Below are 18,828 nucleotides of genomic sequence, written 5' to 3'. Positions count from 1 at the left end.
TGATTTATTCTTTAGATATGAAAAAAATCATCCGCGTTTGGGATTTGCCGATTCGTCTGTTTCATTGGCTCTTAGTTGCCGGCATTATTCTGAGTTTTGTCACTGTCAAGATCGGCGGCAATGCAATGAGTTGGCATGCGCTGTCTGGTTACTGCGTACTCAGTCTAATTATCTTCAGAATCATCTGGGGCTTTGTCGGCTCTTACCATGCGCGCTTCGTTCATTTTGTAACAAGCCCAAAGGCCTTAATGCTTTTTTTAAGAGGTAAAACTAAAGCGGGGCTTGGCCATAATCCCTTGGGTGCTTTGTCTGTTCTGGCCTTACTATTTTCGGTTGGCCTTCAAGCGGCAACCGGCCTTTTTGCAAATGACGATATTGCCTTCGAGGGGCCTTTTGCAAAGTATATTTTCAGTGGAACAGTTGAACTTCTCACTTCAATTCATCGTCAGAATGAAAAAGTCCTGATTATTTTGATCGCACTGCATTTATGTGCAATCTTCTATTACCAGCAATTCAGAGGCGAGAATTTAATTAAGCCCATGTTAGTGGGCGATAAAGAGATTGACCCAAGCGAAACAGAAATGAATCTCTCTGCAGACTTGGATCATGCTTCCAAGGATGGAAGTTTGCAAAGAGGCTTTGCACTACTGCTACTCAGCCTCATTGCGGTCACTCTGGGTTACTTCATTTCTAGGTGATTACTTTTTCTTAAAGTCATCATGGCAACCTTTACAGGTAGCGCCTGCTGCACCAAAAGCCTTTTTAATTGCTTCTTGATCGCCTGACTGCGCCGCGGTATTCAGGTTGGCAACAGCCAGCTGCATTTTTTCTCCGGCCGCTTTAAATTTAGCGTTGTCTGACCATACGACTGGAAGTGCATTACCACCCTCTGTACCTGGACCAAATGCTTGCCATGGTAATGTCGAGATCATGGCAACAACTGCTGCGTTCTTCGCTACTTCATCCTTATTAAATGGTGCTTCGCCTTTAACAACCGCGCCAATTTTTCCAAAGGAATTGGCCATTACCGTAAAAGCACTTTGACGATATTTAATGGCGTCTTCTGGTTTTTTAAATTGCGCATAAGCAATGCCTGTTCCGGCTGCTAGTACGGGGGCAATGGCGGCAAAAATTACCTGTTTTAGTTTCATAGTTAAGCTCCAGTGAGGTCAGTGGGTTACTGCTGATGAATTCGAATTTTTAGAATACTTCAGAAAAGCATTTGCAGGGGAAGTGTGACAAAGTAAACAACACTCTTAAAAAAGGCTGTCAAAGGCTCCATCCAAAAGCTGCCAATGATGCCTGTAAAGACGAGGGCTAGAACGATAAAGAATCCGTAAGGCTCTAGTTTTCCGAAGGCGATGGATTGTCGAACTGGCAATAAGCTCGCCAGAATGCGACCACCATCTAGTGGGGGCAGAGGGAAGAGGTTAAATACTAGTAAGACTAAGTTCCAGGTGATCCCCGCTTGGGCCACTGCCAAGAGGAATCGCTCATCCACGCCAAAACCAAAGAGGGTAATTAGGAGGATGGCCCAAATGAGTGCTTGGATGAAATTGGATCCAGGCCCAGCTAAGGCCACCCAGATAGAGTCAATGCGGGGGTTGCGTAGACGCCCAAAATTGACCGGTACTGGCTTGGCATAGCCCACCAAAAAGGGGGATCCACTCAGAATCAACAGGAGGGGAATCAGGATAGTACCCACCGGATCTATATGTTTAATGGGGTTGAGGCTGACTCTCCCGAGCATATAAGCGGTATTGTCACCAAATTGACGGGCTGCATAGCCATGGGCAGCCTCATGAATAGTGATAGCGAAAATCAAAGGAATCGCATTAATGGCGAGAGCTTGGATAGAATAGTCAGTAATCATGGCAATATGATATCCATAGGAGCAAAAAGTGACTGACGATAAAAAACCTGAATCAAAGACCCCCGCTAAGCCCGTAGCAGCTAAGCCCGCAGCTCGTCCACCAGCCCCAAAAGGCCCATCCGGCCCTGGCGGCAGGCCTCAGGCAGGCTTTGGGGGCGGAAAAGCCATGATGCGCAAGGCTGGCCGCGGCCGATAGTGGATAATTGCGCTATCAAATGATGTGTTTAATAGGGATTTAGCATGAACGAATGGCATAAAGAGTCAAAAGAAGAAGTCAATAAGAAAATCATCACCTTGATCGTGATGTTGGCGGCTGCTACTAGCTTGGCCATTTTGTTTGCATTGGTTGCGGCTCACACTGGCTACGTATTCGGCTAATCTGCAGTAATGACTAGCCATCGCCAACCAGCAGTATTTGTTGGTCATGGCAGTCCGATGTATGCCATTGAGCCCAATCGCTTTACAACTGCTTGGGCTAATTTTGGTAAATCACTTAAACGCCCAGATGCTATCTTAGTCATCTCGGCCCATTGGGTAACTCGCGGAGTGTGGGTTACTGCAATGTCCAAACCTAAAACTATTCATGACTTTGGCGGATTTCCGCAAGCCCTGTTTGATATTCAATATCCAGCACCCGGTAGTCCTGCACTGGCAGACCGCGTAAAAGAATTATTGGATGTTCCAGTAGTGCTTGAAGAGAACGAGTGGGGTATTGATCATGGCGCATGGTCTGTTCTGACGTACCTCTATCCAAATGCAGATGTGCCGGTAGTGCAGCTGAGTCTAGATGGCTCTATGTCTGCGAGCGAGCATTATGAGCTTGCTAAAAAATTATGCCCTTTGCGTGACGAGAATATCTTGATCCTAGCTAGTGGTAATGTTGTGCATAACTTGCGCACTATTCATTGGGAGGAGGGTGCAACACCTTATCCATGGGCTAGAGAGTTCAATGATTTTTTTGTTTCTGAGATACAGGCAAATCATCACGACAATTTAATTCATTGGGAGCAGTGCGGTGATGCCGCACATTTATCTATCCCGACTCCTGAGCACTATTGGCCAGCTTTGTATGTGCTTGCTCTACAAGAGCAGGGTGAGACCCCTAAGATACTGACTGATGGGGTAGAAATGGGTTCCATTAGCATGCTGACTTTTTCAATCCAATAAATACCGAATATGTGGCTATCTATTTTTGCAATCTTTTTTGGCGCCGGTCTCGGTGCTTTGCTAAGGGCAGGCTTTAATCTCGTAACAGTCAGCGTTGCCTCAACCCTGCCATTGGGCACTTTTATTTCCAATATGGTCGGCGGATACTTCATCGGAATTGCCATAGCCTTTTTTGGTAATAATCAAAGCCTCTCCCCCGAATGGAAGTTATTTGTGATTACGGGTTTTTTGGGTGGCCTCACCACCTTCTCCAGCTTCTCTGCTGAAGTGGTCGGTTTTATGCAGCGTGGCGAAGTGAGTTGGGCGCTTGGAACTGCGCTCTTGCATTTAGTTGGTTCACTATGCCTTACTTTTTTGGGTATCCTGACTTACCAAGCACTGAAGTAAGTTTTCGAATCTTGCTCACTCAGGCTTAATGTTTCCAGCCTTGACTACAGCGCTCCATTTTGCGGCCTCTGATTTAATGAGGGCTGCAAAATCGGCAGGGCTACCCCCGCCAATTTCATTTCCTTGGGAGAGCATTAACTCTCTAAGCTGCTGATCTTTAAGTGCCTCATTGGCGGCTTTATTCAATGTGTCGATAATGGATTTAGGTGTGCCAGCAGGCGCAATAAAGCCTTGCCAATTGAGCACTTCAACTTTAGGGTAGCCAAGCTCTGCAAAACTAGGCACATTCGGAAAGAGCGGGGATCTCTTTTTGCTCGTGATGGCAATAGGGCGCAGTTTATCGACCCTAATACTCGGCACTGCAGAGTACATCTGATCAAACATCATGTCGACGTTACCTGCCATCAAATCCGTCAACGCAGCAGAACCACTCTTGTAAGGTACATGAATCATTTGGATGCCGGCATTTTGCATAAATAGCTCAGCTGAGAGCTGATGGCTGCCTCCGATTCCTCCCGAAGAGAATGTCAGGGTCCCCGGTTTTGCCTTAGCTGCTGTAACAATATCTTGAATAGTTTTGTATGGCGAATTTGGGTTGACGACCAGGATTAGCGGACCCTTTTCTATCAAGATGATGGGAGTAAGAGCAGTTTCTGGGTCGTACCGTAAATTTCCAAAAAGTGTTTTGTTTACCGCCATTGGTGCGAAGTTTCCCATACCAATGGTGTAGCCGTCTGGGGCAGATCTTGCGACAAACTCAGTGCCGATATTTCCGCCGGCACCTGGTTTGTTGTCAATGATAAAAGGTTGTCTCAGAATCAAACTCATTTTTTGCGCCAACTGCCTACTGCGAGAGTCTGCGCTGCCGCCTGCACCATAAGGCACTATTAAATTAATAGATTTGCTAGGGTAGCTGTTTTGAGCTTGAGCAGTCATTGGCAATGAGAGAGCTGCACTAGCAATCGAAATACTCAGAAGTGAAGATAATTTCATATCAATCCCATTATTCCAAGGGCCGCGCCCAGTGCAATTAAATATAAAGGATGCCAGCGGGTAAATACCGTCAATCCAATAGTCAGTAGAGTCAATCCATATGCAGCATAGCTATGATTGATTTGCAGCGCAATCTGCCACGCAGAAGAAAGAACTAAGCCAATTGCCAGCGCGGCAGCAGCATACTGAATTGCCTTCTTTTTTTGTTCGTCATTCATGCTTAGGATCAGCCGTTGTACAAAGTACACCAAAATAGATGATGGCCAAGCAATGGCAACAGTGGCGAGTAAGGCTCCCAGAACCCCTCCAACATGCCAGCCGATCAGGGTTACTGTCATGAAATTCGGGCCGGGAGCAGCTTGAGCAATTGCAAAGTAATCAGCAAAGGTTTGCAGGTCAATCCACTGCTCTTGGTTAACCGAAAGCTCCAAGAGGCTGGGAAGTAGCGCGTTGATTCCACCAAAGGCAATCAGTGAAAAAGCAGAAAGCTTTAAGAATAGACTGAGAAGTATGCCCATTACTTACGAGCTTTCTTAAATGCTAAGAGTAAAGCAAGGGGCGAGACAAGGAGAACAACCCAACCAAGGCCTAGATGGAAATAGCTTGCAGCTGTCACTGTCAGGGTCACGACCAATAGCATTGCGGGGTATTTAAACTCATCACGCAACATTTTGATGCCAGTAGAGGCGATTAATCCCACGCCCACTGCAGAGATGCCTCTGAGTAGGCCTTGAACACTTTCTAAATTACTGTAATGCTGATACAAGACTGCTAGCAACATCACAATACAGATTGGCCCCAGAGTTAGGCCAAACGCTGCGGCAAAGGCGCCCTTAGCTCCACAAAGACGTGAGCCAATACAAACGGCAAGATTGAGAATATTGGGTCCTGGAACAATTTGGCATATTCCAAGAATGGCGCTGAACTCTTCTGAGCTGAGTACCTTATCTTGTTCTACCAAAGTGCGGCGAGCCCAAGGCAGCACTCCACCAAAACCAGACATACCGATTTTGCTAAAAGTAATAAATAATTCTGTTGGAGTTAGTGTTTTCAAAAATGTTAAGGCTGGTATGGATGGGGTACTGGCTTTTGATCCAACCAAGCTTCCAGAGTTTCAGTAATCCCTTGCGAGAACATTTTAAATACAGGTTCCGCGATAAAGCCTAGGTGGGGAGTTGCTAATAAATTTGGGGTGCTGCGTAAGGGATCATTAGATGGTAATGGTTCAATATCAAATACATCCACAGCGGCTTGACCGGGGCAACCTTTTTTGAGTGCGGCGCATAAGTCGGACATATTAATCAATGCAGAGCGCGAGGTATTGACCAGAAGGGAGTCTGGGCGCATTAAGGCGAGTTGCTCGGCGCTGATGAGCCCTTTAGTTCCAGGACCTGCTACTAAGTGCAGGGTAACTACTTTTGAAGTGCGTAATAATTCATCTAGGCTAACCGAAGTTGCGCCTTCAGTTGCAGCACGTTCCGGCGTCATATTAGGACTCCAGGTGACAATTTCCATACCGAATGCCTTGCCAACACGAGCAACAGCGCTGCCGATAGCACCAAGACCAATGACGCCCAAACGCTCACCGGATAGCATCGGTAAAACGGACAGTTCATCGCGCCAGCCACCAGAGATCACTAAATTATTTTGGCGAACCAATTGTTTTGAAGCCCCTAAAATTAATGCCCAGGTTAACTCGGCAGTAGTTTCTTTCGAAGGACCTCCCGGCGTGCAGGCAATCGGAATATTGCGAGAAAGAAGAGCGGCGCTATCTAGCGTGCCATTTCTCTTGCCTGTGAACATCAATAATTTGAGCTTTGGCAGCCTCGCAATCATGGCCTCATTAAAGGGAGATCGGTCGCGTACGATGGCAATAACATCGGCCTCTTTGACTGCCTCATATAAGGCCTCATCTCGCAATGGCTCATGATGGATTATGAGGTTTGAATTTTGCTCTATATGACCCCATTGAGAGAAGCGACGCAGGGCGCGCTCGTAATCCCCTAGGATGACGATATTCGGTTGCTTGGTCATGATGACTATTTTTTCTTTAGGGTGGGTTAGTCGGGAGTGCAAAGACTCAATATTTTCTTGAGATCAGGTGCACTTCCCAGATTCCATAATGCTGCAATGAGTTGACCAGTTTTTTCCTTGCCAATCACTGGCTCGGTCAAGTTAGTGAACTTTTGTTCTAAATTAGCATCGCTCATTGGATTCTCGACAGACCCAATTGCATTTTTAACGAAGATGTGAACTTCTCTACCATCCTTCAGAATCGCTTTGACGTCCACCGATGCCTCACTGATAGAGGTATCAGTGGTGGCATTTACTTTGGCGCGCAAGGCGACCACATCAGGGCGATTGACAATATCATCGGCGTACTCACCTTCACCTGCTTGACCGAAAATTAAGCCTACGGCACAGCCATGGTAGACGCTGAATTTACCTTCAAGACCATCTTGAGGTGTTTTCTTACCAGTTAATTCGAGAACGAGTGGGTGGACGCGTAATTCAATACGTTCAACTTCTTCTGCCTTAACGCCTTGTGCTTTGAGTTGCGCGCACGCGTCAATGGCAGGGTGAATCACAATTCCACAAGCAAATGGTTTGTAGGTATTTAATGAAATCTCAAATGATTTACCAAGCTCTCGATCAATTTCCGACCAGTCGCATTTAGTTGAAACGGTTTGCATATAACCGCGACCCGCTTCTAAAGCTTTAGGGCTAGCAGTAAAGCCATGCTTTGCCAACAGGGCAGAAAGTTGTCCTGCGCGTGCCGCACCCCCGGGATGAAAGGGTTTTGTCATGGTGCCAAATTGCTCGCGCATACCCACCGGTTGTGATGCTGCGATGCCTAATGCCATGGTTGTTTTTTGGGTATCCAGCCCCATGAGGCGTGAGCAAGCTGCAGCAGAGCCCAGCATGCCAGTAGAGCCAGTAATATGCCAGCCACGATGGTAGTGGTCTGGGTACATGGCATTACCAATACGGCAAGCAACGTCAATCCCTAAAACGAGTGAATCAATTATTTGACGGCCTGTGACATTGGTATGCTCACCCAAAGCCAGGATGGCAGAAGCAACAGGTCCTGCTGGGTGAATCACCGTCTTCAGGTGTGTGTCATCAAAGTCAAAGGTATGTGAGCTAATGCCATTAATGAGGGCTGCGCCACCCATGTCAACGCGGTCCTTTCGGCCAAGAATACTGGCCTGAGGTGCTGGTTGAAATTCGCGGATAGCAGCTAATGAGGATTCAACGCTCTCGTGATTAGCTGCGCCAATTGCACATCCAAGCCAATTTAAAAAGGTGCGATGCGCCTCATGATCTACTTCAGCACTCCAGCCTTGACTGGCGTGTGAAGTAACAAACTCAGCCAATATTTTAGTGACTGGTGGCGCATTCAGATCGGCTGCTGCTTGAATAGCATTGGACATATTATTTCCTGTTTTTTTAGTGTTTAATTTGATAAGAATGGGTGGCGAAATTTATTCCAGCTCAATGTTGCGCTCTTTAGCAACCTTAACCCAGCGAGCAATATCTTCTTTAATATAGTTTTCAAATTGTTGTGGAGACATCGGCATTAATGTCATTGCTTCGCTGGTCATTTTTTCCGAGAAATCGGGTAGCGCCAAGGCTTTATTCAGTTCCAAATTGAGTCTCTTAACAATGGCAGGCGGAAGGTTGGCGGGACCAACGATTCCATACCACTGCTGCCCATCAAAACCATTGTAGCCAAGCTCCTTGAAGGTGGGGATATTAGGTGCAGCAGGATTGCGCTTGGCTCCAGTGATGGCTAAGCCACGAACTCGATTGGTATTTAAGTAGGGCATGGCGGCAAAGAGAGTTGGAAGCATCGCTTGAGTTTGGCCTGCTAACAAATCCGTATAGGCTGGTCCAACACCACGATAAGGGACATGGACCATGGAGATTCCTGCAGCCAGCTTTAATTGCTCCATCCCCAAATGAGTCAGGGTTCCTGGGCCAGCAGAGCCGTAACTTATTTTGTCTGGATTCTTCTTGGCGTAATCAATAAATTCTTTGAAGTTTTTAATCGGTAAATCAGAGTTAATGACCAGAGCGTTTGGCGTTGCCCCAATCATGCCAATTGGCGTGAAATCTTTGATGGCATCGTAAGGTAACTTGCGAACTGCCGGATTGGTCCCATGAGAGCCAACATAGGCAACCATTAAGGTATAGCCATCTGGAGTCGCTTTTGCGACTGATTGCGAGGCAATAGTACCTCCACCCCCGCCAATATTTTCTACAACAATGGTTTGACCAATCGACTTGGATATTTTTTCAGCAAGCGAGCGAGCAATATTATCTAGACCACCCCCAGCTGCTACTGGGGCAATCAACTTAATTGGCTTAATGGGGTAGTTTTGTATTGATTGCGCTGCAGCATTGAAGCTAGCCACTGAGCTTATGCTAGAAAAGATCAGGGCAAATAAAAAAATCGGCATTTGCCGACGTGGGGTTTTAGACATGTCTCGAGCCCGGATATTTTTTAGATTAAGCTTCTTTTACAAATGAATTCTACTATCGATATAGAAATACTTTTTAAAAAGGAAACATCATGATTTTAGAGCACTGCGATATCGAAATTGACCCAACTAAGGGTGCTGAGTTTGAGGAGGCCATTTTGCGCGGGGTCAATACGGTGATAGCAAAAGCTAAAGGCTTTCAGGGCTTTAAGGTTAACCGCAGTATCGAAAGTCCTGCTCGGTATCTATTGCTGATTTACTGGGATACCCTTGATAATCACATGGTTGACTTTAGGGGGTCTGATGCTTTTGCTGATTGGCGAGCCATTGTTGGGCCATTCTTTGTAAAACCACCTTTTGTTGAGCATATGACTTTGGTGGGTAAATCAGACTAATACCTTCGGTATTTATGCGATTTGTTTTTTGCGGATCGAGCGCTCAAGCGGGATAGTGTCTAAGTTAGGTTCTAGCGCTTCCCGTTCATCAAATACAAAGCAGCTGCCGGAGTAGTGTGCGGAGCCAACCTCTTCAAAGTACTTGAGGATACCTCCCTCCAGCTGATAGCTATGTTGCATGCCAATTTCGCGCATGTAGAGACCAGATTTTTCACAACGAATTCCGCCGGTACAAAAGCTCACCAAAGTTTTATCCGCTAGCTTATCTTTATGCGCAGTGATCGCCTCAGGAAATTCTGTAAATTTCTCGATATTGAAATGCAGCGCATTTTCAAAAGTACCATACTCGACTTCAAATGCATTACGTGTGTCCACCATGACTACCTGCCGTCCCAAATCATCTGTTCCGCGATCAAGCCACTCTTGTAATTTTTTCGGTGTGATGAAGTTTGCGCGACCTTCTTCCGGACGAATCGCTGGATGATTCATCCGAATGATTTCATTCTTAATTTTGACCAGCATCTTCTTAAAGGGCTGGGTTTCGGACCAGCTATCTTTAGCTTGAAGGGATGCAAAGCGCGGATCTTGTCGCAAGTAATTTAGAAAGCTACGCAATTTAGGTTCGCTACCAGCTAAAAACATATTAATGCCTTCGCCAGTCAAGAGAATGGTGCCCTTTAACTCGCCAGAATTGCACTCATCTAAGATCTTGGCGCGTAGCTCGGTTAAATTGTCTAGACTGACAAATAAGTAGGCAGCTATGTTCAAAATTGGTTTCATAGGTAATCTCATCTTGCACTGGCATCCATTATCAAACAAGCGGCGAGGATGGGTGGTAATCTTGTAGTCTTAATCGAGGGAGATGACGTCATGCTGATTTGCTTGAAAATAACTAAAAAAGTGCTTTTATTTGGCCTATTTTTGATGTTTGCTGGCTCTTTTGCTAGCGCTCAAACTGCCGGTGTGGGGGCTTGGCCTACCCAAAAGCCTATTCGCCTGATTGCTGTTTTCCCGCCAGGTGGCTCTGTGGATCAAGTGGCGCGTACCATAGCCCCGGCTTTACAAGCAGAATTAAAGCAAAACGTCATTGTTGAAAATATTGGTGGTGCATCTGGTGTGATCGGAACCGCCGCCATGACAAGGTCAGATCCTGATGGTTATACCTTTGCAGTGGTTTTTGACACGCACGGCGTCAATCCAATCCTCAAAGATAAGCTCCCGTATGACACGATTAAAGATATTGCGCCTGTGACCTTAATTGGCACTTCACCAATGGTATTAGTTGCTAGTAAGAATTCTGGGATCACGAGCTTTAAGCAGTTGGTAGACCAGTCTAAGGCTGGTAAACAATTTAGCTATGGGTCTATTGGTATTGGTAGCTTAGGTCATTTGGCCATGGCGCGTTTGGCCAAGCAAGCGGGATTCGATTGGAATCACGTTCCTTATCGTGGCGGAGGCCCATTGATGCAAGATGTACTCGGTGGCCAAGTTCCACTGGCTGTTGGCTCAGAATTCTTAGTCAAGCCCCATGTTGACAGTGGCGGCGTCATTCCCTTGGTAATTACTACCGCTAAAAGATCTCCTGAGTTGCCTAATGTGCCAACGATTGCCGAAAGTGGTTTCCCTGGATTTAATGCACCAGCATGGTGGGCAGTTTTGGCGCCAGGCAAAACTCCACCAGCAATTGTGAATGCCATGAATGAGGCTGTCGCTAAAGCATTAAAAACACCAGCTGTGTCCGAGAAGCTGAAGTCTCAAGGGATTCAAATTGTCGCCGGCAACCCAGAGACTTTGCGTGACTTTATTGGTAAGCAAATTGCGATCTGGGGTAAGTTTGTGATTGAAAATAATATTAAAGAAGCGCAATAGGAATTGATATGAGTGAACGTTTAATCCCCTATCAGCCGATGGACTTAGCAGAGCCGGCTGAACTTGTAGCGGCTATTCGCAAAAGACGTGGTGGTCAGTTCATTAATTTGGATCGCATGCTTTTACATAGCACCCCCATTGCTGAGGGCTGGAATCATTTTGTAGGCGAGATTCGCAACAATCTCTCTTTAGATCCAAAGTTACGTGAGCTTGCCATGTGCGGGGTAGCTGTTCTTAATGGCGCTGAATATGAGTTTTTTCACCATGCCCCGCCGTTTATCAAGGCAGGTGGTACTGAAGAACAAGTTCAAGCACTGCGTTTAATTGGTCAACCAAGTTTTCCCAGCACCTTATTCTCTTCTGTAGAAAATGATGCTGCAGAACTCACGTTTCAGATGACGCGCAATATTCAGGTTGATAGCGCTCTGATGAAGCGCTTGCAGGCTGCTTTGGGCAATACCGATACCGTTGAGCTTGTCACTGTAGTGGCAGCTTACAACATGGTCTCTCGATTTTTGATCGCCTTAGATGTCAATCCCGAGGAACATCCTCCTGAGTAATTCATGAACCAGGGTAGCTCGATTCACTGGGAAGAGGGCGGTCAGACCTGTTCAGCAGTTTGGCATTCTGAAAATGGCATTGCGGCACATAAAAAAGTGGTGACTGCTGACGATACATTAACAGCGGACGATGCCTATCGCTTGGCATGTGAAGGTACGGCTATCCTCTGGAAGGGGGATTTCCAAAATGCTCGCCAGCTATTGCAGGCATTGGTTCGTCGTATAGATAAACCATCAAAAAAATCGAAGCGCGCAGGCAAGAGGCTGGATAAGTCAGGTGAGCCGGTCATCAAGAAAACAGCAAAAGATATTTTTAATCAACACCGCCTGATTCAATCTCAGCGTGCCCGAATATTGGGGATGTTGTTAATTCAATGTAATTTAGATCACACGATTTCATTGCGCCGAGCGCCGGATATTTCCCAAGCATGTACCGAGGTATATGGCACCGTCACTCAATCCTATGTGGTTTCTTTGCGCGAACTCTTGGGTGTAGTCAGCGCTCATGAATGGCGCAAAAATGGTTTACCTATTTTGGCCGATGAAAATGGTGAGCCAATTTACGTTCATCCGCATTACGGCGTTTTCTCACCTGTTCGTGGCGAGTACATTGAGTTAGTTTGTAGTGCCCCTTTGCCTAAATCTCTGAATGGGACATCGATAGCTTTTGATATTGGTGTTGGTACCGGTGTGCTGTCGATTATTTTGGCAATGCGGGATGTCCAAAAAATTGTTGCCACCGATCAAGATGATCGAGCACTTCAGTGTGCCAAAGAAAATATTGCACTCTTAGGTTTGGGCTCTCAAATAGAAATTGTGAAAGCCAATTTATTTCCAGCAGGCAAGGCTTCATTAATTGTCTGTAACCCACCATGGGTGCCTGCAAGACCTAGCTCTACCCTTGAGCATGCGGTGTATGACTCTGACAGTCAAATGCTGAAAGGATTTTTAAGTGGATTAAAAGATCATGTGTTACCCCAAGGTGAGGGCTGGTTGATTCTGTCTGATTTGGCCGAACATCTTGAGCTCAGATCCCGAGAAGAGTTACTCTCTTGGATTAAAGATGCCGGATTAGTTGTTCTTGACCGTATCGATACCAAACCGAAACATCCGAAGGCATTTGATGAGTCGGACTCTCTTCATTTTGCAAGAGCAGCTGAAATCACTTCACTCTGGCGATTGGGTATCCAGTAAACATGACAAGTCATTCGCTTTACTTGGCGAATAACTGACTGGGATCCTCAAATGCTTTGAACTCCAAGGCATTGCCAGCAGGATCGAGAAAAAACATCGTAGCCTGCTCTCCTACTTTTCCTTTGAAGCGAATCTGTGGCTCGATGATGAATTTCATGCCGCTACTGCTTAATCTATCCGCCAACGCATGCCAATCCGGCATTGTCAGCACCACCCCAAAGTGTTTTACGGGAACTTGATGTCCGTCAACTTCATTTGAGGCTGTATGACTGCATTCTTCAGGTGCAAGGTGGGCAACCAATTGGTGTCCAAAGAAATCAAAATCAATCCATTCATCAGAGCTGCGACCTTCCGCGCAGCCTAGGGTGCTGCCGTAAAAAGTGCGGGCTGCTTCTAAGTTGTCTACTGGAAAGGCCAGGTGAAAAGGTTGAATATTTGACATAGCGGTCCTTGGCAAGATTTGGAATTGAGCTCAGCAAGCTTAAATGGAATTAATAGCAAAGTTTAGTATATTGAGAGCATAAATAAAAAACTGTGACATGGAGACAAAAATGATTACTTTTCAGTTGGGTAGGCTTTGCCGTTCTATCACCAAGGTAACACTGATCCTGGGCTTTTCTGGCTTGGTGCATGCCGCTTATCCGGACAGGCCAATCAAACTCATCGTGCCTTATCCTCCTGGTGGGGCTACCGATGTGATTGGGCGAATTCTAGCCAAGAATTTAGGTGAATCTTTGGGTCAGCAAGTGTTAGTTGAGAATCGCGGTGGAGCTGGTGGCAATATCGGTGCAGAAGCAGTAGCCAAGGCAAATCCAGATGGCTACACCTTATTGATGGGGGCGGTTACCTCACATTCCACTATGGCTACACTTGAAAAGGGCAAGTTACGTTACGATCTTCTCAAAGATTTCACCCCAGTCATGATTGTGGGTTCCGTACCTTTGGTGATGGTAGTTAACCCCAATGTTCCCGTCAGAACCTTAAAAGGCTTGGTAGATTACGCAAAAGCCAATCCAGATAAATTAAATTACGCCTCTTCTGGCGCGGGCGCACCACAGAGAATGGCTGCGGAAATTTTTCAAAAAGAAGCGGGTCTCAAAATCACGCACGTGCCATACAAGGGTAGTGGCCCAGCCATGACCGATTTGGTTGCAGGACAAGTCAATATGATGGTGGAAACGGTTCCGGCTGCATTACCGTTTATCAATGCTGGCCAATTGCGTCCTTTAGCGGTGACAACGGCAAAACGCATTTCGATGTTGCCTGATGTCCCCACGACTGCTGAATCTGGTATGCCTGCGCTGGAAGTGAGCTCTACCTTTGGTGTTCTAGCTCCAGTCGGTACACCTATGCCTATCGTTGATCAGTTGAATAGTGCCATCGCTAAACTATTACTTAATCCTGAAGTGAAGGAAGCATTCCTGAAGCAGGGTGTTTATGCTGCAGTACCATCTAAGCCTAAGAAATCCGCCGAGTTGCTAGCTGCTGAAGTCAAGCGTTGGGAAAAAGTAATTAGAGAAGCCGATATCAAAGCTGAGTAACCACCATTTTTTAAGTTAAAGAATTATTTATGACAAGTAATGCGAATAAAGAAAAAAAGCAGCCCACAGAAAGTGGCTTGCGTAAGGGCTTAACTAGTTATGGCGATAAAGGCTTCTCCTTGTTTTTGCGCAAAGCATTTATCAAGGGCGCTGGCTATACCAATAGTGCTCTAGATCGCCCCGTCATTGGCATTATTAATACTGGCAGTGCCTATAACCCCTGTCACGGCAACATGCCGCAACTGATTGAGGCTGTAAAACGTGGCGTGATGTTGGCTGGTGGCTTGCCGATGGATTTCCCCACGATCTCGATTCATGAAAGCTTTGCTGCTCCTACCAGCATGTATTTGCGTAACCTGATGTCAATGGATACGGAAGAGATGTTACGTGCTCAGCCGATGGATGCGGTAGTGATGATTGGTGGTTGCGATAAAACCGTACCTGCGCAAATGATGGGTGCCGCTTCTGCGGGTCTCCCAGCAATTCAGTTGATAACTGGTTCCATGTTGACAGGCTCCCATCGAAGTGAGCGTGTGGGGGCATGTACTGACTGTCGTCGCTATTGGGGAAAATTTCGTGCTGGCGAAATTGATGAAGCTGAAAAAGATGAAGTGAATGACCAATTGGTGGCCAGCGTAGGTACCTGCTCAGTCATGGGCACTGCTAGCACGATGGCTTGTATCTCTGAGGCGCTTGGTATGACTGTGCCGGGTGGAGCAACACCGCCAGCAGTCACCGCAGATCGTATTCGGATCGCTGAAGAGACTGGTACTCGCGCTGTACAAATGGCAAAAGACGGCTTAACAATTGATAAGGTATTAACAGCAGATGCTTTTGAAAACGCAATGCGTGTTTTATTAGCAATTGGTGGCTCAACCAACGGCATCGTACATTTAGCTGCTATCGCTGGTCGTATGGGTCTAGAGATTGACTTGGATGCACTCGATAAGATGGGTGATGAGACGCCAGTGTTGGTAGATTTGAAGCCCTCTGGTGATCACTATATGGAAAACTTCCATGATGCTGGTGGTATGACCACTCTACTACGTGAGCTGAAGCCTTTATTAAAGCTAGATGCAATGACGGTAACGGGTCGCACTTTAGGTGAAGAGATTGACGCAGCTCCACCAAGCTTTAAACAAGATGTTGTGCGCAAGTTCGATAACCCGATTTATCCACGTGGCAGCATTGCAGTTTTGCATGGCAACTTAGCGCCCGGTGGCGCCATCATTAAACAATCAGCGGCTAATGAAAAACTCATGGAGCATGAGGGTCGCGCCATTGTTTTTGAAAATAGTGAAGACCTAGCCAATCGGATTGATAGTCCAGACTTAGATGTGACGGCAGATGATATTTTGGTACTCAAGAATATTGGCCCTAAGGGCGCACCAGGTATGCCAGAGGCGGGGTATATTCCGATTCCGATGAAGCTGGCTCGTGCTGGCGTAAAGGATATTGTGCGAATTTCTGATGGACGCATGAGTGGTACGGCGTTCGGAACAATTGTGTTGCACGTGACTCCAGAGGCTGCAGTAGGTGGGCCACTGGCATTTGTAAACAATGGAGACCGCATCCGCTTGAGCGTGAAGAATCGTGAGATTAGTTTGTTGGTCTCAGATGAAGAGTTGACTAAGCGTGCAAAAGAGAACCCAGTAATAGAGCCCACTGCAGAGCGTGGCTATCTCAAACTATTCTTAGATACTGTTACGCAAGCAGACAAGGGCGTTGACTTTGATTTCTTGCGGGCGGTAAAGATGGTTGGCAAAACACCAAAGCGTTGAACTAATTAATACCAAGAAAAGATATAAGCAAAGAAAAACGCCACCCTAGTGGGTGGCGTTAGACTGTTACAGACTTCAAAATGGTGGAGTCGGCGGGAATCGAACCCGCGTCCGCAAATCCTCTACAACAAGTTCTACATACTTAGTCATATCATTTAATTTAGCTAGCTAGTCACAGACTGACATGTTCCACGCTGGCGATTCACTAAGTTTTCGAACCATTCCCCGTGACATGAAATGATCTTATCTCTTGTAAATGACCCTGATCTAGCTTTCGCTAGCTGACCCAAGAGAGAGTCAGTTCAGGGGCAACCGCAATTAAGCGGCTAGTGCGAAACGTTCGTCGTTTGCAGTTATTACATTCCCATTGATTTACGAGATAACGGGTCCTCGGTATGCCCTTGATGCTTTGTAATCCACGTCGAAACCATGTCGACCCCGGAGTTCATGCATAGGTAGCTTTATTTTAAGGCGCTTACCCCTAAATTGCTTGTTATCTTTTTATCTCCCTACTGCGGGAAGATGATTTCCAGCAATTCTTTTGGGTGGTGCACGAGATAATCCGCGCCCCAGGCCTCTGGGGGCTCCTCACAGCCGCAATAGCCATAGGCTGCTGCGATCGTCTTCATGCCCGCCGCCTTGCCCGCCACGATGTCTCTGATGTCATCACCAACGTATACCGATTTGGTCGGGTCAATGTTGGCGAGTCTAGCCGCATGCAAGATAGGCTCAGGATGGGGTTTTGAATGAGGAGTGGTATCACCAGAAACTGTTGATGCTGCTCTTTGGCGCAAGCCCATTAATTCAGTTAGGGGATTGGTAAAGCGCTCGCTTTTATTGGTGACAATACCCCAAGGTAGCTTTGCGCCATCTAATTGATCTAGTAAGTGATCAACGCCATCAAAAATGACGCTATTGACCAAGAGTGCTTTTTCATAATTTGAGAAGAACTCATCTCGAAGTGGAATGAAATCGGGGTGATCGGTGTCGATCCCAAATGCTCCTCTAATCAGTCCACGAGCTCCTGCAGAGGCGCGGGGGCGCAATACTTCATATTGCATGGGTGGAAGATTACGAGCAATGAGGAGCTGGTTAGCAGCCGCGACAAGGTCTGGAGCTGTGTCAGCAAGGGTGCCATCTAGATCAAAAAAGATGCCCTTGTAAGGACTTACTAACCCGCTATTCATTTGCGCACTGCAATCATGTAGTTCACATCTACATCTTCCCCTAATTTATAGACTTGCGTGATGGGGTTATATGTCATCCCTTTCATGCCGAGCATGTCTAAACCGGCGTGACGGGTAAATGCGACTAATTCAGAGGGCTTGATGAATTTTGCATATTCGTGGGTACCCTTTGGGAGCAGTCGCAAGATATATTCAGCGCCAATAATCGCAAATAAGTAGGACTTGGGGTTGCGATTCAGAGTGCTAAAAAATAGAGTGCCGCCTGGCTTGCAGAGATTTGCACAAGCTTGAACCACAGAGGCTGGGTCTGGAACATGTTCTAGCATCTCCATACAGGTTACAACGTCATACTGACCGGGCTCTTCCTCGGCTAGTGCTTCAGCTGAAATAGAGCGGTATTTGAGTGTGGCGCCGACCTCTAGCGCATGCAACTCGGCGACTTTCAGGGCCTTTTCGGATAGGTCGATACCGCAGGTATCGGCGCCTGACTGCGCAATCGACTCTGCCAGAATTCCGCCACCGCAACCGACATCTAAAACCTTCTTGCCTTGGAGGTCAACAAAAGACTTGATCCAATTGAGTCGCAAGGGGTTAATGGCATGTAAAGGCTTGAATTCGCTGTGGGGATCCCACCAGCGATGGGCTAGGGCGCTAAATTTAGCGATTTCAGATTGATCGACGTTCATAGGAATAAAGGCGCGGGAAGCGCGTTGAGATAAATGAATTACGAATATAGCGGAAATAAAAAAGCCCGGCAGAACCGGGCTTTTTTACAAGTAAAAAGAATTACTTAACTGCAGCTGTACCAACAACTTCGATGTCGGTGCGGCGGTTCTTGGCGCGGCCTTCAGCAGTTGCATTGCTTGCAACTGGATTGCTCTTGCCTTTTGATTCTGTGTAAATACGGCTACCGTCAACACCTTTGCTTACTAAGTAAGCTTTAACTGACTGAGCACGACGCTGGCCGAGAGCCATGTTGTAAGCATCAGTACCAACGCTATCGGTGTTACCAACAGCAATAATTACTTCTAATTTGATTTTGCTTAAATCTTTTGCAATTTTGTCTAAAGTTGCTTGACCTTCTGGCTTCAATGTTGCTTTATCGAAGTCATAGAGTGTGTCAGCTTGCAAAGTGATCTTGCTTTGGCTAACGCCAGATGTAGCAGCAGGCTTAGGAGCTAAGAAACCATCACAGCCTTTAGCTGCAGTTGCTGGTGTCCAGCTAGCATCACGCCAGCACAATGTGCCGTCGCCGTTTTTCCAGGATAAACCAGTTGAGTTGACCCAGTTGTCAACGTTTTGGGCGGAAGCAGCAGTAGCAGCAACAGTAATTACACCAGCAAGTACCAGTTTCAGGGTTTTGTTCATTTTTAGTCCTCAAAAATCTCTTTTTTAAT

General features: G+C 46.6%; 24 protein-coding genes and 1 other RNA gene. 11 read left to right on the top strand and 14 right to left on the bottom strand.

Features of this window, described 5'->3' with window-relative positions; translation table 11 throughout:
• The first annotated feature begins 17 nt into the window (after positions 1 to 17).
• The gene (locus FD967_RS08255; protein ID WP_215325531.1) at positions 18 to 698 is read left to right on the top strand and encodes a cytochrome b/b6 domain-containing protein; all 681 of its coding nucleotides are present in this window, start codon (positions 18 to 20) and stop codon (positions 696 to 698) included.
• On the opposite strand, the gene FD967_RS08250 is transcribed toward FD967_RS08255, so the two are convergent.
• Positions 699 to 1,151, bottom strand: coding sequence for a cytochrome c (locus FD967_RS08250; RefSeq protein ID WP_215325530.1), 453 nt, complete (start codon positions 1,149 to 1,151; stop codon positions 699 to 701).
• 59 nt (positions 1,152 to 1,210) lie between these two features.
• Positions 1,211 to 1,873 (bottom strand): site-2 protease family protein, encoded by a 663-nt coding sequence (locus tag FD967_RS08245; RefSeq protein WP_215325528.1) that lies wholly within the window; start codon positions 1,871 to 1,873, stop codon positions 1,211 to 1,213.
• A gap of 28 nt (positions 1,874 to 1,901) precedes the next feature.
• Here FD967_RS08245 and FD967_RS08240 point away from each other — a divergent pair, with 28 nt between their 5' ends.
• From FD967_RS08240 to crcB, 4 genes are read left to right on the top strand one after another with little or no spacing between them, the layout of a single operon-like run.
• Positions 1,902 to 2,069, top strand: a complete 168-nt coding sequence (locus FD967_RS08240; protein WP_215325527.1) for a hypothetical protein — start codon at positions 1,902 to 1,904, stop codon at positions 2,067 to 2,069.
• A gap of 44 nt (positions 2,070 to 2,113) precedes the next feature.
• Positions 2,114 to 2,251 carry a hypothetical protein gene (locus FD967_RS08235; RefSeq protein ID WP_170217005.1) on the top strand — a complete coding sequence of 46 codons (138 nt, stop codon included), beginning with the start codon at positions 2,114 to 2,116 and terminating at the stop codon, positions 2,249 to 2,251.
• A gap of 9 nt (positions 2,252 to 2,260) precedes the next feature.
• Complete coding sequence (gene ygiD / locus FD967_RS08230) at positions 2,261 to 3,040, top strand: 4,5-DOPA dioxygenase extradiol (RefSeq protein WP_215325526.1); 780 nt, start codon at positions 2,261 to 2,263, stop codon at positions 3,038 to 3,040.
• Positions 3,041 to 3,049: 9 nt separating this feature from the next.
• Positions 3,050 to 3,427 (top strand): fluoride efflux transporter CrcB, encoded by a 378-nt coding sequence (gene crcB / locus FD967_RS08225; RefSeq protein WP_215325525.1) that lies wholly within the window; start codon positions 3,050 to 3,052, stop codon positions 3,425 to 3,427.
• A gap of 15 nt (positions 3,428 to 3,442) precedes the next feature.
• Here crcB and FD967_RS08220 read toward each other — a convergent pair whose 3' ends face one another.
• Genes FD967_RS08220 through FD967_RS08195 form a run of 6 tightly spaced genes read right to left on the bottom strand, consistent with a single transcriptional unit; the run spans position 3,443 to position 8,907 of the window.
• Complete coding sequence (locus FD967_RS08220) at positions 3,443 to 4,420, bottom strand: tripartite tricarboxylate transporter substrate binding protein (RefSeq protein ID WP_215325524.1); 978 nt, start codon at positions 4,418 to 4,420, stop codon at positions 3,443 to 3,445.
• A complete protein-coding gene (locus tag FD967_RS08215; RefSeq protein ID WP_215325523.1) occupies positions 4,417 to 4,938 on the bottom strand; it encodes a chromate transporter in 522 nt (173 codons plus the stop codon). Before FD967_RS08215 ends, FD967_RS08220 begins: the two co-directional genes overlap by 4 nt.
• Entirely contained in the window at positions 4,938 to 5,474 is a 537-nt protein-coding gene (locus tag FD967_RS08210; protein WP_215325522.1) for a chromate transporter, read from the bottom strand. Before FD967_RS08210 ends, FD967_RS08215 begins: the two co-directional genes overlap by 1 nt.
• Positions 5,475 to 5,479: 5 nt before the next feature.
• A complete protein-coding gene (locus FD967_RS08205; RefSeq protein WP_215325521.1) occupies positions 5,480 to 6,454 on the bottom strand; it encodes a D-2-hydroxyacid dehydrogenase family protein in 975 nt (324 codons plus the stop codon).
• 26 nt (positions 6,455 to 6,480) lie between these two features.
• The gene (locus FD967_RS08200) at positions 6,481 to 7,854 is read right to left on the bottom strand and encodes an MmgE/PrpD family protein (protein WP_215325519.1); all 1,374 of its coding nucleotides are present in this window, start codon (positions 7,852 to 7,854) and stop codon (positions 6,481 to 6,483) included.
• A 51-nt stretch (positions 7,855 to 7,905) separates the two neighbouring features.
• Positions 7,906 to 8,907 carry a tripartite tricarboxylate transporter substrate binding protein gene (locus FD967_RS08195; RefSeq protein WP_215325518.1) on the bottom strand — a complete coding sequence of 334 codons (1,002 nt, stop codon included), beginning with the start codon at positions 8,905 to 8,907 and terminating at the stop codon, positions 7,906 to 7,908.
• An 89-nt stretch (positions 8,908 to 8,996) separates the two neighbouring features.
• Between FD967_RS08195 and FD967_RS08190 the strand changes: the two genes are divergently transcribed.
• Complete coding sequence (locus FD967_RS08190; protein ID WP_215325517.1) at positions 8,997 to 9,299, top strand: antibiotic biosynthesis monooxygenase; 303 nt, start codon at positions 8,997 to 8,999, stop codon at positions 9,297 to 9,299.
• 12 nt (positions 9,300 to 9,311) lie between these two features.
• Here FD967_RS08190 and FD967_RS08185 read toward each other — a convergent pair whose 3' ends face one another.
• Positions 9,312 to 10,079, bottom strand: coding sequence for a sulfurtransferase (locus FD967_RS08185; protein WP_215325516.1), 768 nt, complete (start codon positions 10,077 to 10,079; stop codon positions 9,312 to 9,314).
• A 90-nt stretch (positions 10,080 to 10,169) separates the two neighbouring features.
• Between FD967_RS08185 and FD967_RS08180 the strand changes: the two genes are divergently transcribed.
• The 3 genes from FD967_RS08180 to FD967_RS08170 are packed head-to-tail and all read left to right on the top strand — an operon-like array spanning position 10,170 to position 12,922.
• Complete coding sequence (locus tag FD967_RS08180; RefSeq protein ID WP_215325515.1) at positions 10,170 to 11,168, top strand: tripartite tricarboxylate transporter substrate binding protein; 999 nt, start codon at positions 10,170 to 10,172, stop codon at positions 11,166 to 11,168.
• Positions 11,169 to 11,176: 8 nt separating this feature from the next.
• A complete protein-coding gene (locus tag FD967_RS08175) occupies positions 11,177 to 11,728 on the top strand; it encodes a carboxymuconolactone decarboxylase family protein (RefSeq protein ID WP_215325514.1) in 552 nt (183 codons plus the stop codon).
• A 3-nt stretch (positions 11,729 to 11,731) separates the two neighbouring features.
• Positions 11,732 to 12,922, top strand: coding sequence for a class I SAM-dependent methyltransferase (locus FD967_RS08170; RefSeq protein WP_215325513.1), 1,191 nt, complete (start codon positions 11,732 to 11,734; stop codon positions 12,920 to 12,922).
• A gap of 19 nt (positions 12,923 to 12,941) precedes the next feature.
• Here FD967_RS08170 and FD967_RS08165 read toward each other — a convergent pair whose 3' ends face one another.
• A complete protein-coding gene (locus FD967_RS08165) occupies positions 12,942 to 13,364 on the bottom strand; it encodes a VOC family protein (protein ID WP_215325512.1) in 423 nt (140 codons plus the stop codon).
• A 109-nt stretch (positions 13,365 to 13,473) separates the two neighbouring features.
• Here FD967_RS08165 and FD967_RS08160 point away from each other — a divergent pair, with 109 nt between their 5' ends.
• Together FD967_RS08160 and FD967_RS08155 are read left to right on the top strand one after the other, a co-directional pair.
• The gene (locus FD967_RS08160) at positions 13,474 to 14,463 is read left to right on the top strand and encodes a tripartite tricarboxylate transporter substrate binding protein (RefSeq protein WP_215325510.1); all 990 of its coding nucleotides are present in this window, start codon (positions 13,474 to 13,476) and stop codon (positions 14,461 to 14,463) included.
• 29 nt (positions 14,464 to 14,492) lie between these two features.
• Positions 14,493 to 16,244 (top strand): IlvD/Edd family dehydratase, encoded by a 1,752-nt coding sequence (locus FD967_RS08155; protein WP_215325509.1) that lies wholly within the window; start codon positions 14,493 to 14,495, stop codon positions 16,242 to 16,244.
• An 81-nt stretch (positions 16,245 to 16,325) separates the two neighbouring features.
• Here the strand turns inward: FD967_RS08155 and ssrA are convergent.
• The 4 genes from ssrA to ompA all read right to left on the bottom strand — a co-directional run bounded on the left by ssrA (position 16,326) and on the right by ompA (position 18,799).
• Positions 16,326 to 16,684: a transfer-messenger RNA gene (gene ssrA, locus FD967_RS08150) on the bottom strand.
• A 69-nt stretch (positions 16,685 to 16,753) separates the two neighbouring features.
• Complete coding sequence (locus FD967_RS08145) at positions 16,754 to 17,431, bottom strand: HAD family hydrolase (RefSeq protein WP_215325508.1); 678 nt, start codon at positions 17,429 to 17,431, stop codon at positions 16,754 to 16,756.
• Positions 17,428 to 18,117 (bottom strand): bifunctional 2-polyprenyl-6-hydroxyphenol methylase/3-demethylubiquinol 3-O-methyltransferase UbiG, encoded by a 690-nt coding sequence (gene ubiG, locus FD967_RS08140; protein ID WP_215325507.1) that lies wholly within the window; start codon positions 18,115 to 18,117, stop codon positions 17,428 to 17,430. Before ubiG ends, FD967_RS08145 begins: the two co-directional genes overlap by 4 nt.
• 100 nt (positions 18,118 to 18,217) lie before the next feature.
• Positions 18,218 to 18,799, bottom strand: a complete 582-nt coding sequence (gene ompA, locus FD967_RS08135) for an outer membrane protein OmpA (protein ID WP_215325506.1) — start codon at positions 18,797 to 18,799, stop codon at positions 18,218 to 18,220.
• Positions 18,800 to 18,828 lie beyond the last annotated feature (29 nt).

The organism is Polynucleobacter sp. JS-Mosq-20-D10, assembly GCF_018687755.1.
Classification (GTDB): domain Bacteria; phylum Pseudomonadota; class Gammaproteobacteria; order Burkholderiales; family Burkholderiaceae; genus Polynucleobacter.
Note: the sequence above shows the minus strand (reverse complement) of the source record. Positions and strands in the feature narration are given on the sequence as shown.

What these genes read in the sequence shown, in the direction of transcription:
- FD967_RS08255 (WP_215325531.1), top strand. Translation starts at nt 18, where the DNA reads ATGAAAAAAATCATCCGCGTTTGGGATTTGCCGATTCGTCTGTTTCAT.
- FD967_RS08250 (WP_215325530.1), bottom strand. Translation starts at nt 1,151, where the DNA reads ATGAAACTAAAACAGGTAATTTTTGCCGCCATTGCCCCCGTACTAGCA.
- FD967_RS08245 (WP_215325528.1), bottom strand. Translation starts at nt 1,873, where the DNA reads ATGATTACTGACTATTCTATCCAAGCTCTCGCCATTAATGCGATTCCT.
- FD967_RS08235 (WP_170217005.1), top strand. Translation starts at nt 2,114, where the DNA reads ATGAACGAATGGCATAAAGAGTCAAAAGAAGAAGTCAATAAGAAAATC.
- ygiD (WP_215325526.1), top strand. Translation starts at nt 2,261, where the DNA reads ATGACTAGCCATCGCCAACCAGCAGTATTTGTTGGTCATGGCAGTCCG.
- crcB (WP_215325525.1), top strand. Translation starts at nt 3,050, where the DNA reads ATGTGGCTATCTATTTTTGCAATCTTTTTTGGCGCCGGTCTCGGTGCT.
- FD967_RS08220 (WP_215325524.1), bottom strand. Translation starts at nt 4,420, where the DNA reads ATGAAATTATCTTCACTTCTGAGTATTTCGATTGCTAGTGCAGCTCTC.
- FD967_RS08215 (WP_215325523.1), bottom strand. Translation starts at nt 4,938, where the DNA reads ATGGGCATACTTCTCAGTCTATTCTTAAAGCTTTCTGCTTTTTCACTG.
- FD967_RS08205 (WP_215325521.1), bottom strand. Translation starts at nt 6,454, where the DNA reads ATGACCAAGCAACCGAATATCGTCATCCTAGGGGATTACGAGCGCGCC.
- FD967_RS08200 (WP_215325519.1), bottom strand. Translation starts at nt 7,854, where the DNA reads ATGTCCAATGCTATTCAAGCAGCAGCCGATCTGAATGCGCCACCAGTC.
- FD967_RS08195 (WP_215325518.1), bottom strand. Translation starts at nt 8,907, where the DNA reads ATGTCTAAAACCCCACGTCGGCAAATGCCGATTTTTTTATTTGCCCTG.
- FD967_RS08190 (WP_215325517.1), top strand. Translation starts at nt 8,997, where the DNA reads ATGATTTTAGAGCACTGCGATATCGAAATTGACCCAACTAAGGGTGCT.
- FD967_RS08185 (WP_215325516.1), bottom strand. Translation starts at nt 10,079, where the DNA reads ATGAAACCAATTTTGAACATAGCTGCCTACTTATTTGTCAGTCTAGAC.
- FD967_RS08180 (WP_215325515.1), top strand. Translation starts at nt 10,170, where the DNA reads ATGCTGATTTGCTTGAAAATAACTAAAAAAGTGCTTTTATTTGGCCTA.
- FD967_RS08175 (WP_215325514.1), top strand. Translation starts at nt 11,177, where the DNA reads ATGAGTGAACGTTTAATCCCCTATCAGCCGATGGACTTAGCAGAGCCG.
- FD967_RS08170 (WP_215325513.1), top strand. Translation starts at nt 11,732, where the DNA reads ATGAACCAGGGTAGCTCGATTCACTGGGAAGAGGGCGGTCAGACCTGT.
- FD967_RS08165 (WP_215325512.1), bottom strand. Translation starts at nt 13,364, where the DNA reads ATGTCAAATATTCAACCTTTTCACCTGGCCTTTCCAGTAGACAACTTA.
- FD967_RS08160 (WP_215325510.1), top strand. Translation starts at nt 13,474, where the DNA reads ATGATTACTTTTCAGTTGGGTAGGCTTTGCCGTTCTATCACCAAGGTA.
- FD967_RS08155 (WP_215325509.1), top strand. Translation starts at nt 14,493, where the DNA reads ATGACAAGTAATGCGAATAAAGAAAAAAAGCAGCCCACAGAAAGTGGC.
- FD967_RS08145 (WP_215325508.1), bottom strand. Translation starts at nt 17,431, where the DNA reads ATGAATAGCGGGTTAGTAAGTCCTTACAAGGGCATCTTTTTTGATCTA.
- ubiG (WP_215325507.1), bottom strand. Translation starts at nt 18,117, where the DNA reads ATGAACGTCGATCAATCTGAAATCGCTAAATTTAGCGCCCTAGCCCAT.
- ompA (WP_215325506.1), bottom strand. Translation starts at nt 18,799, where the DNA reads ATGAACAAAACCCTGAAACTGGTACTTGCTGGTGTAATTACTGTTGCT.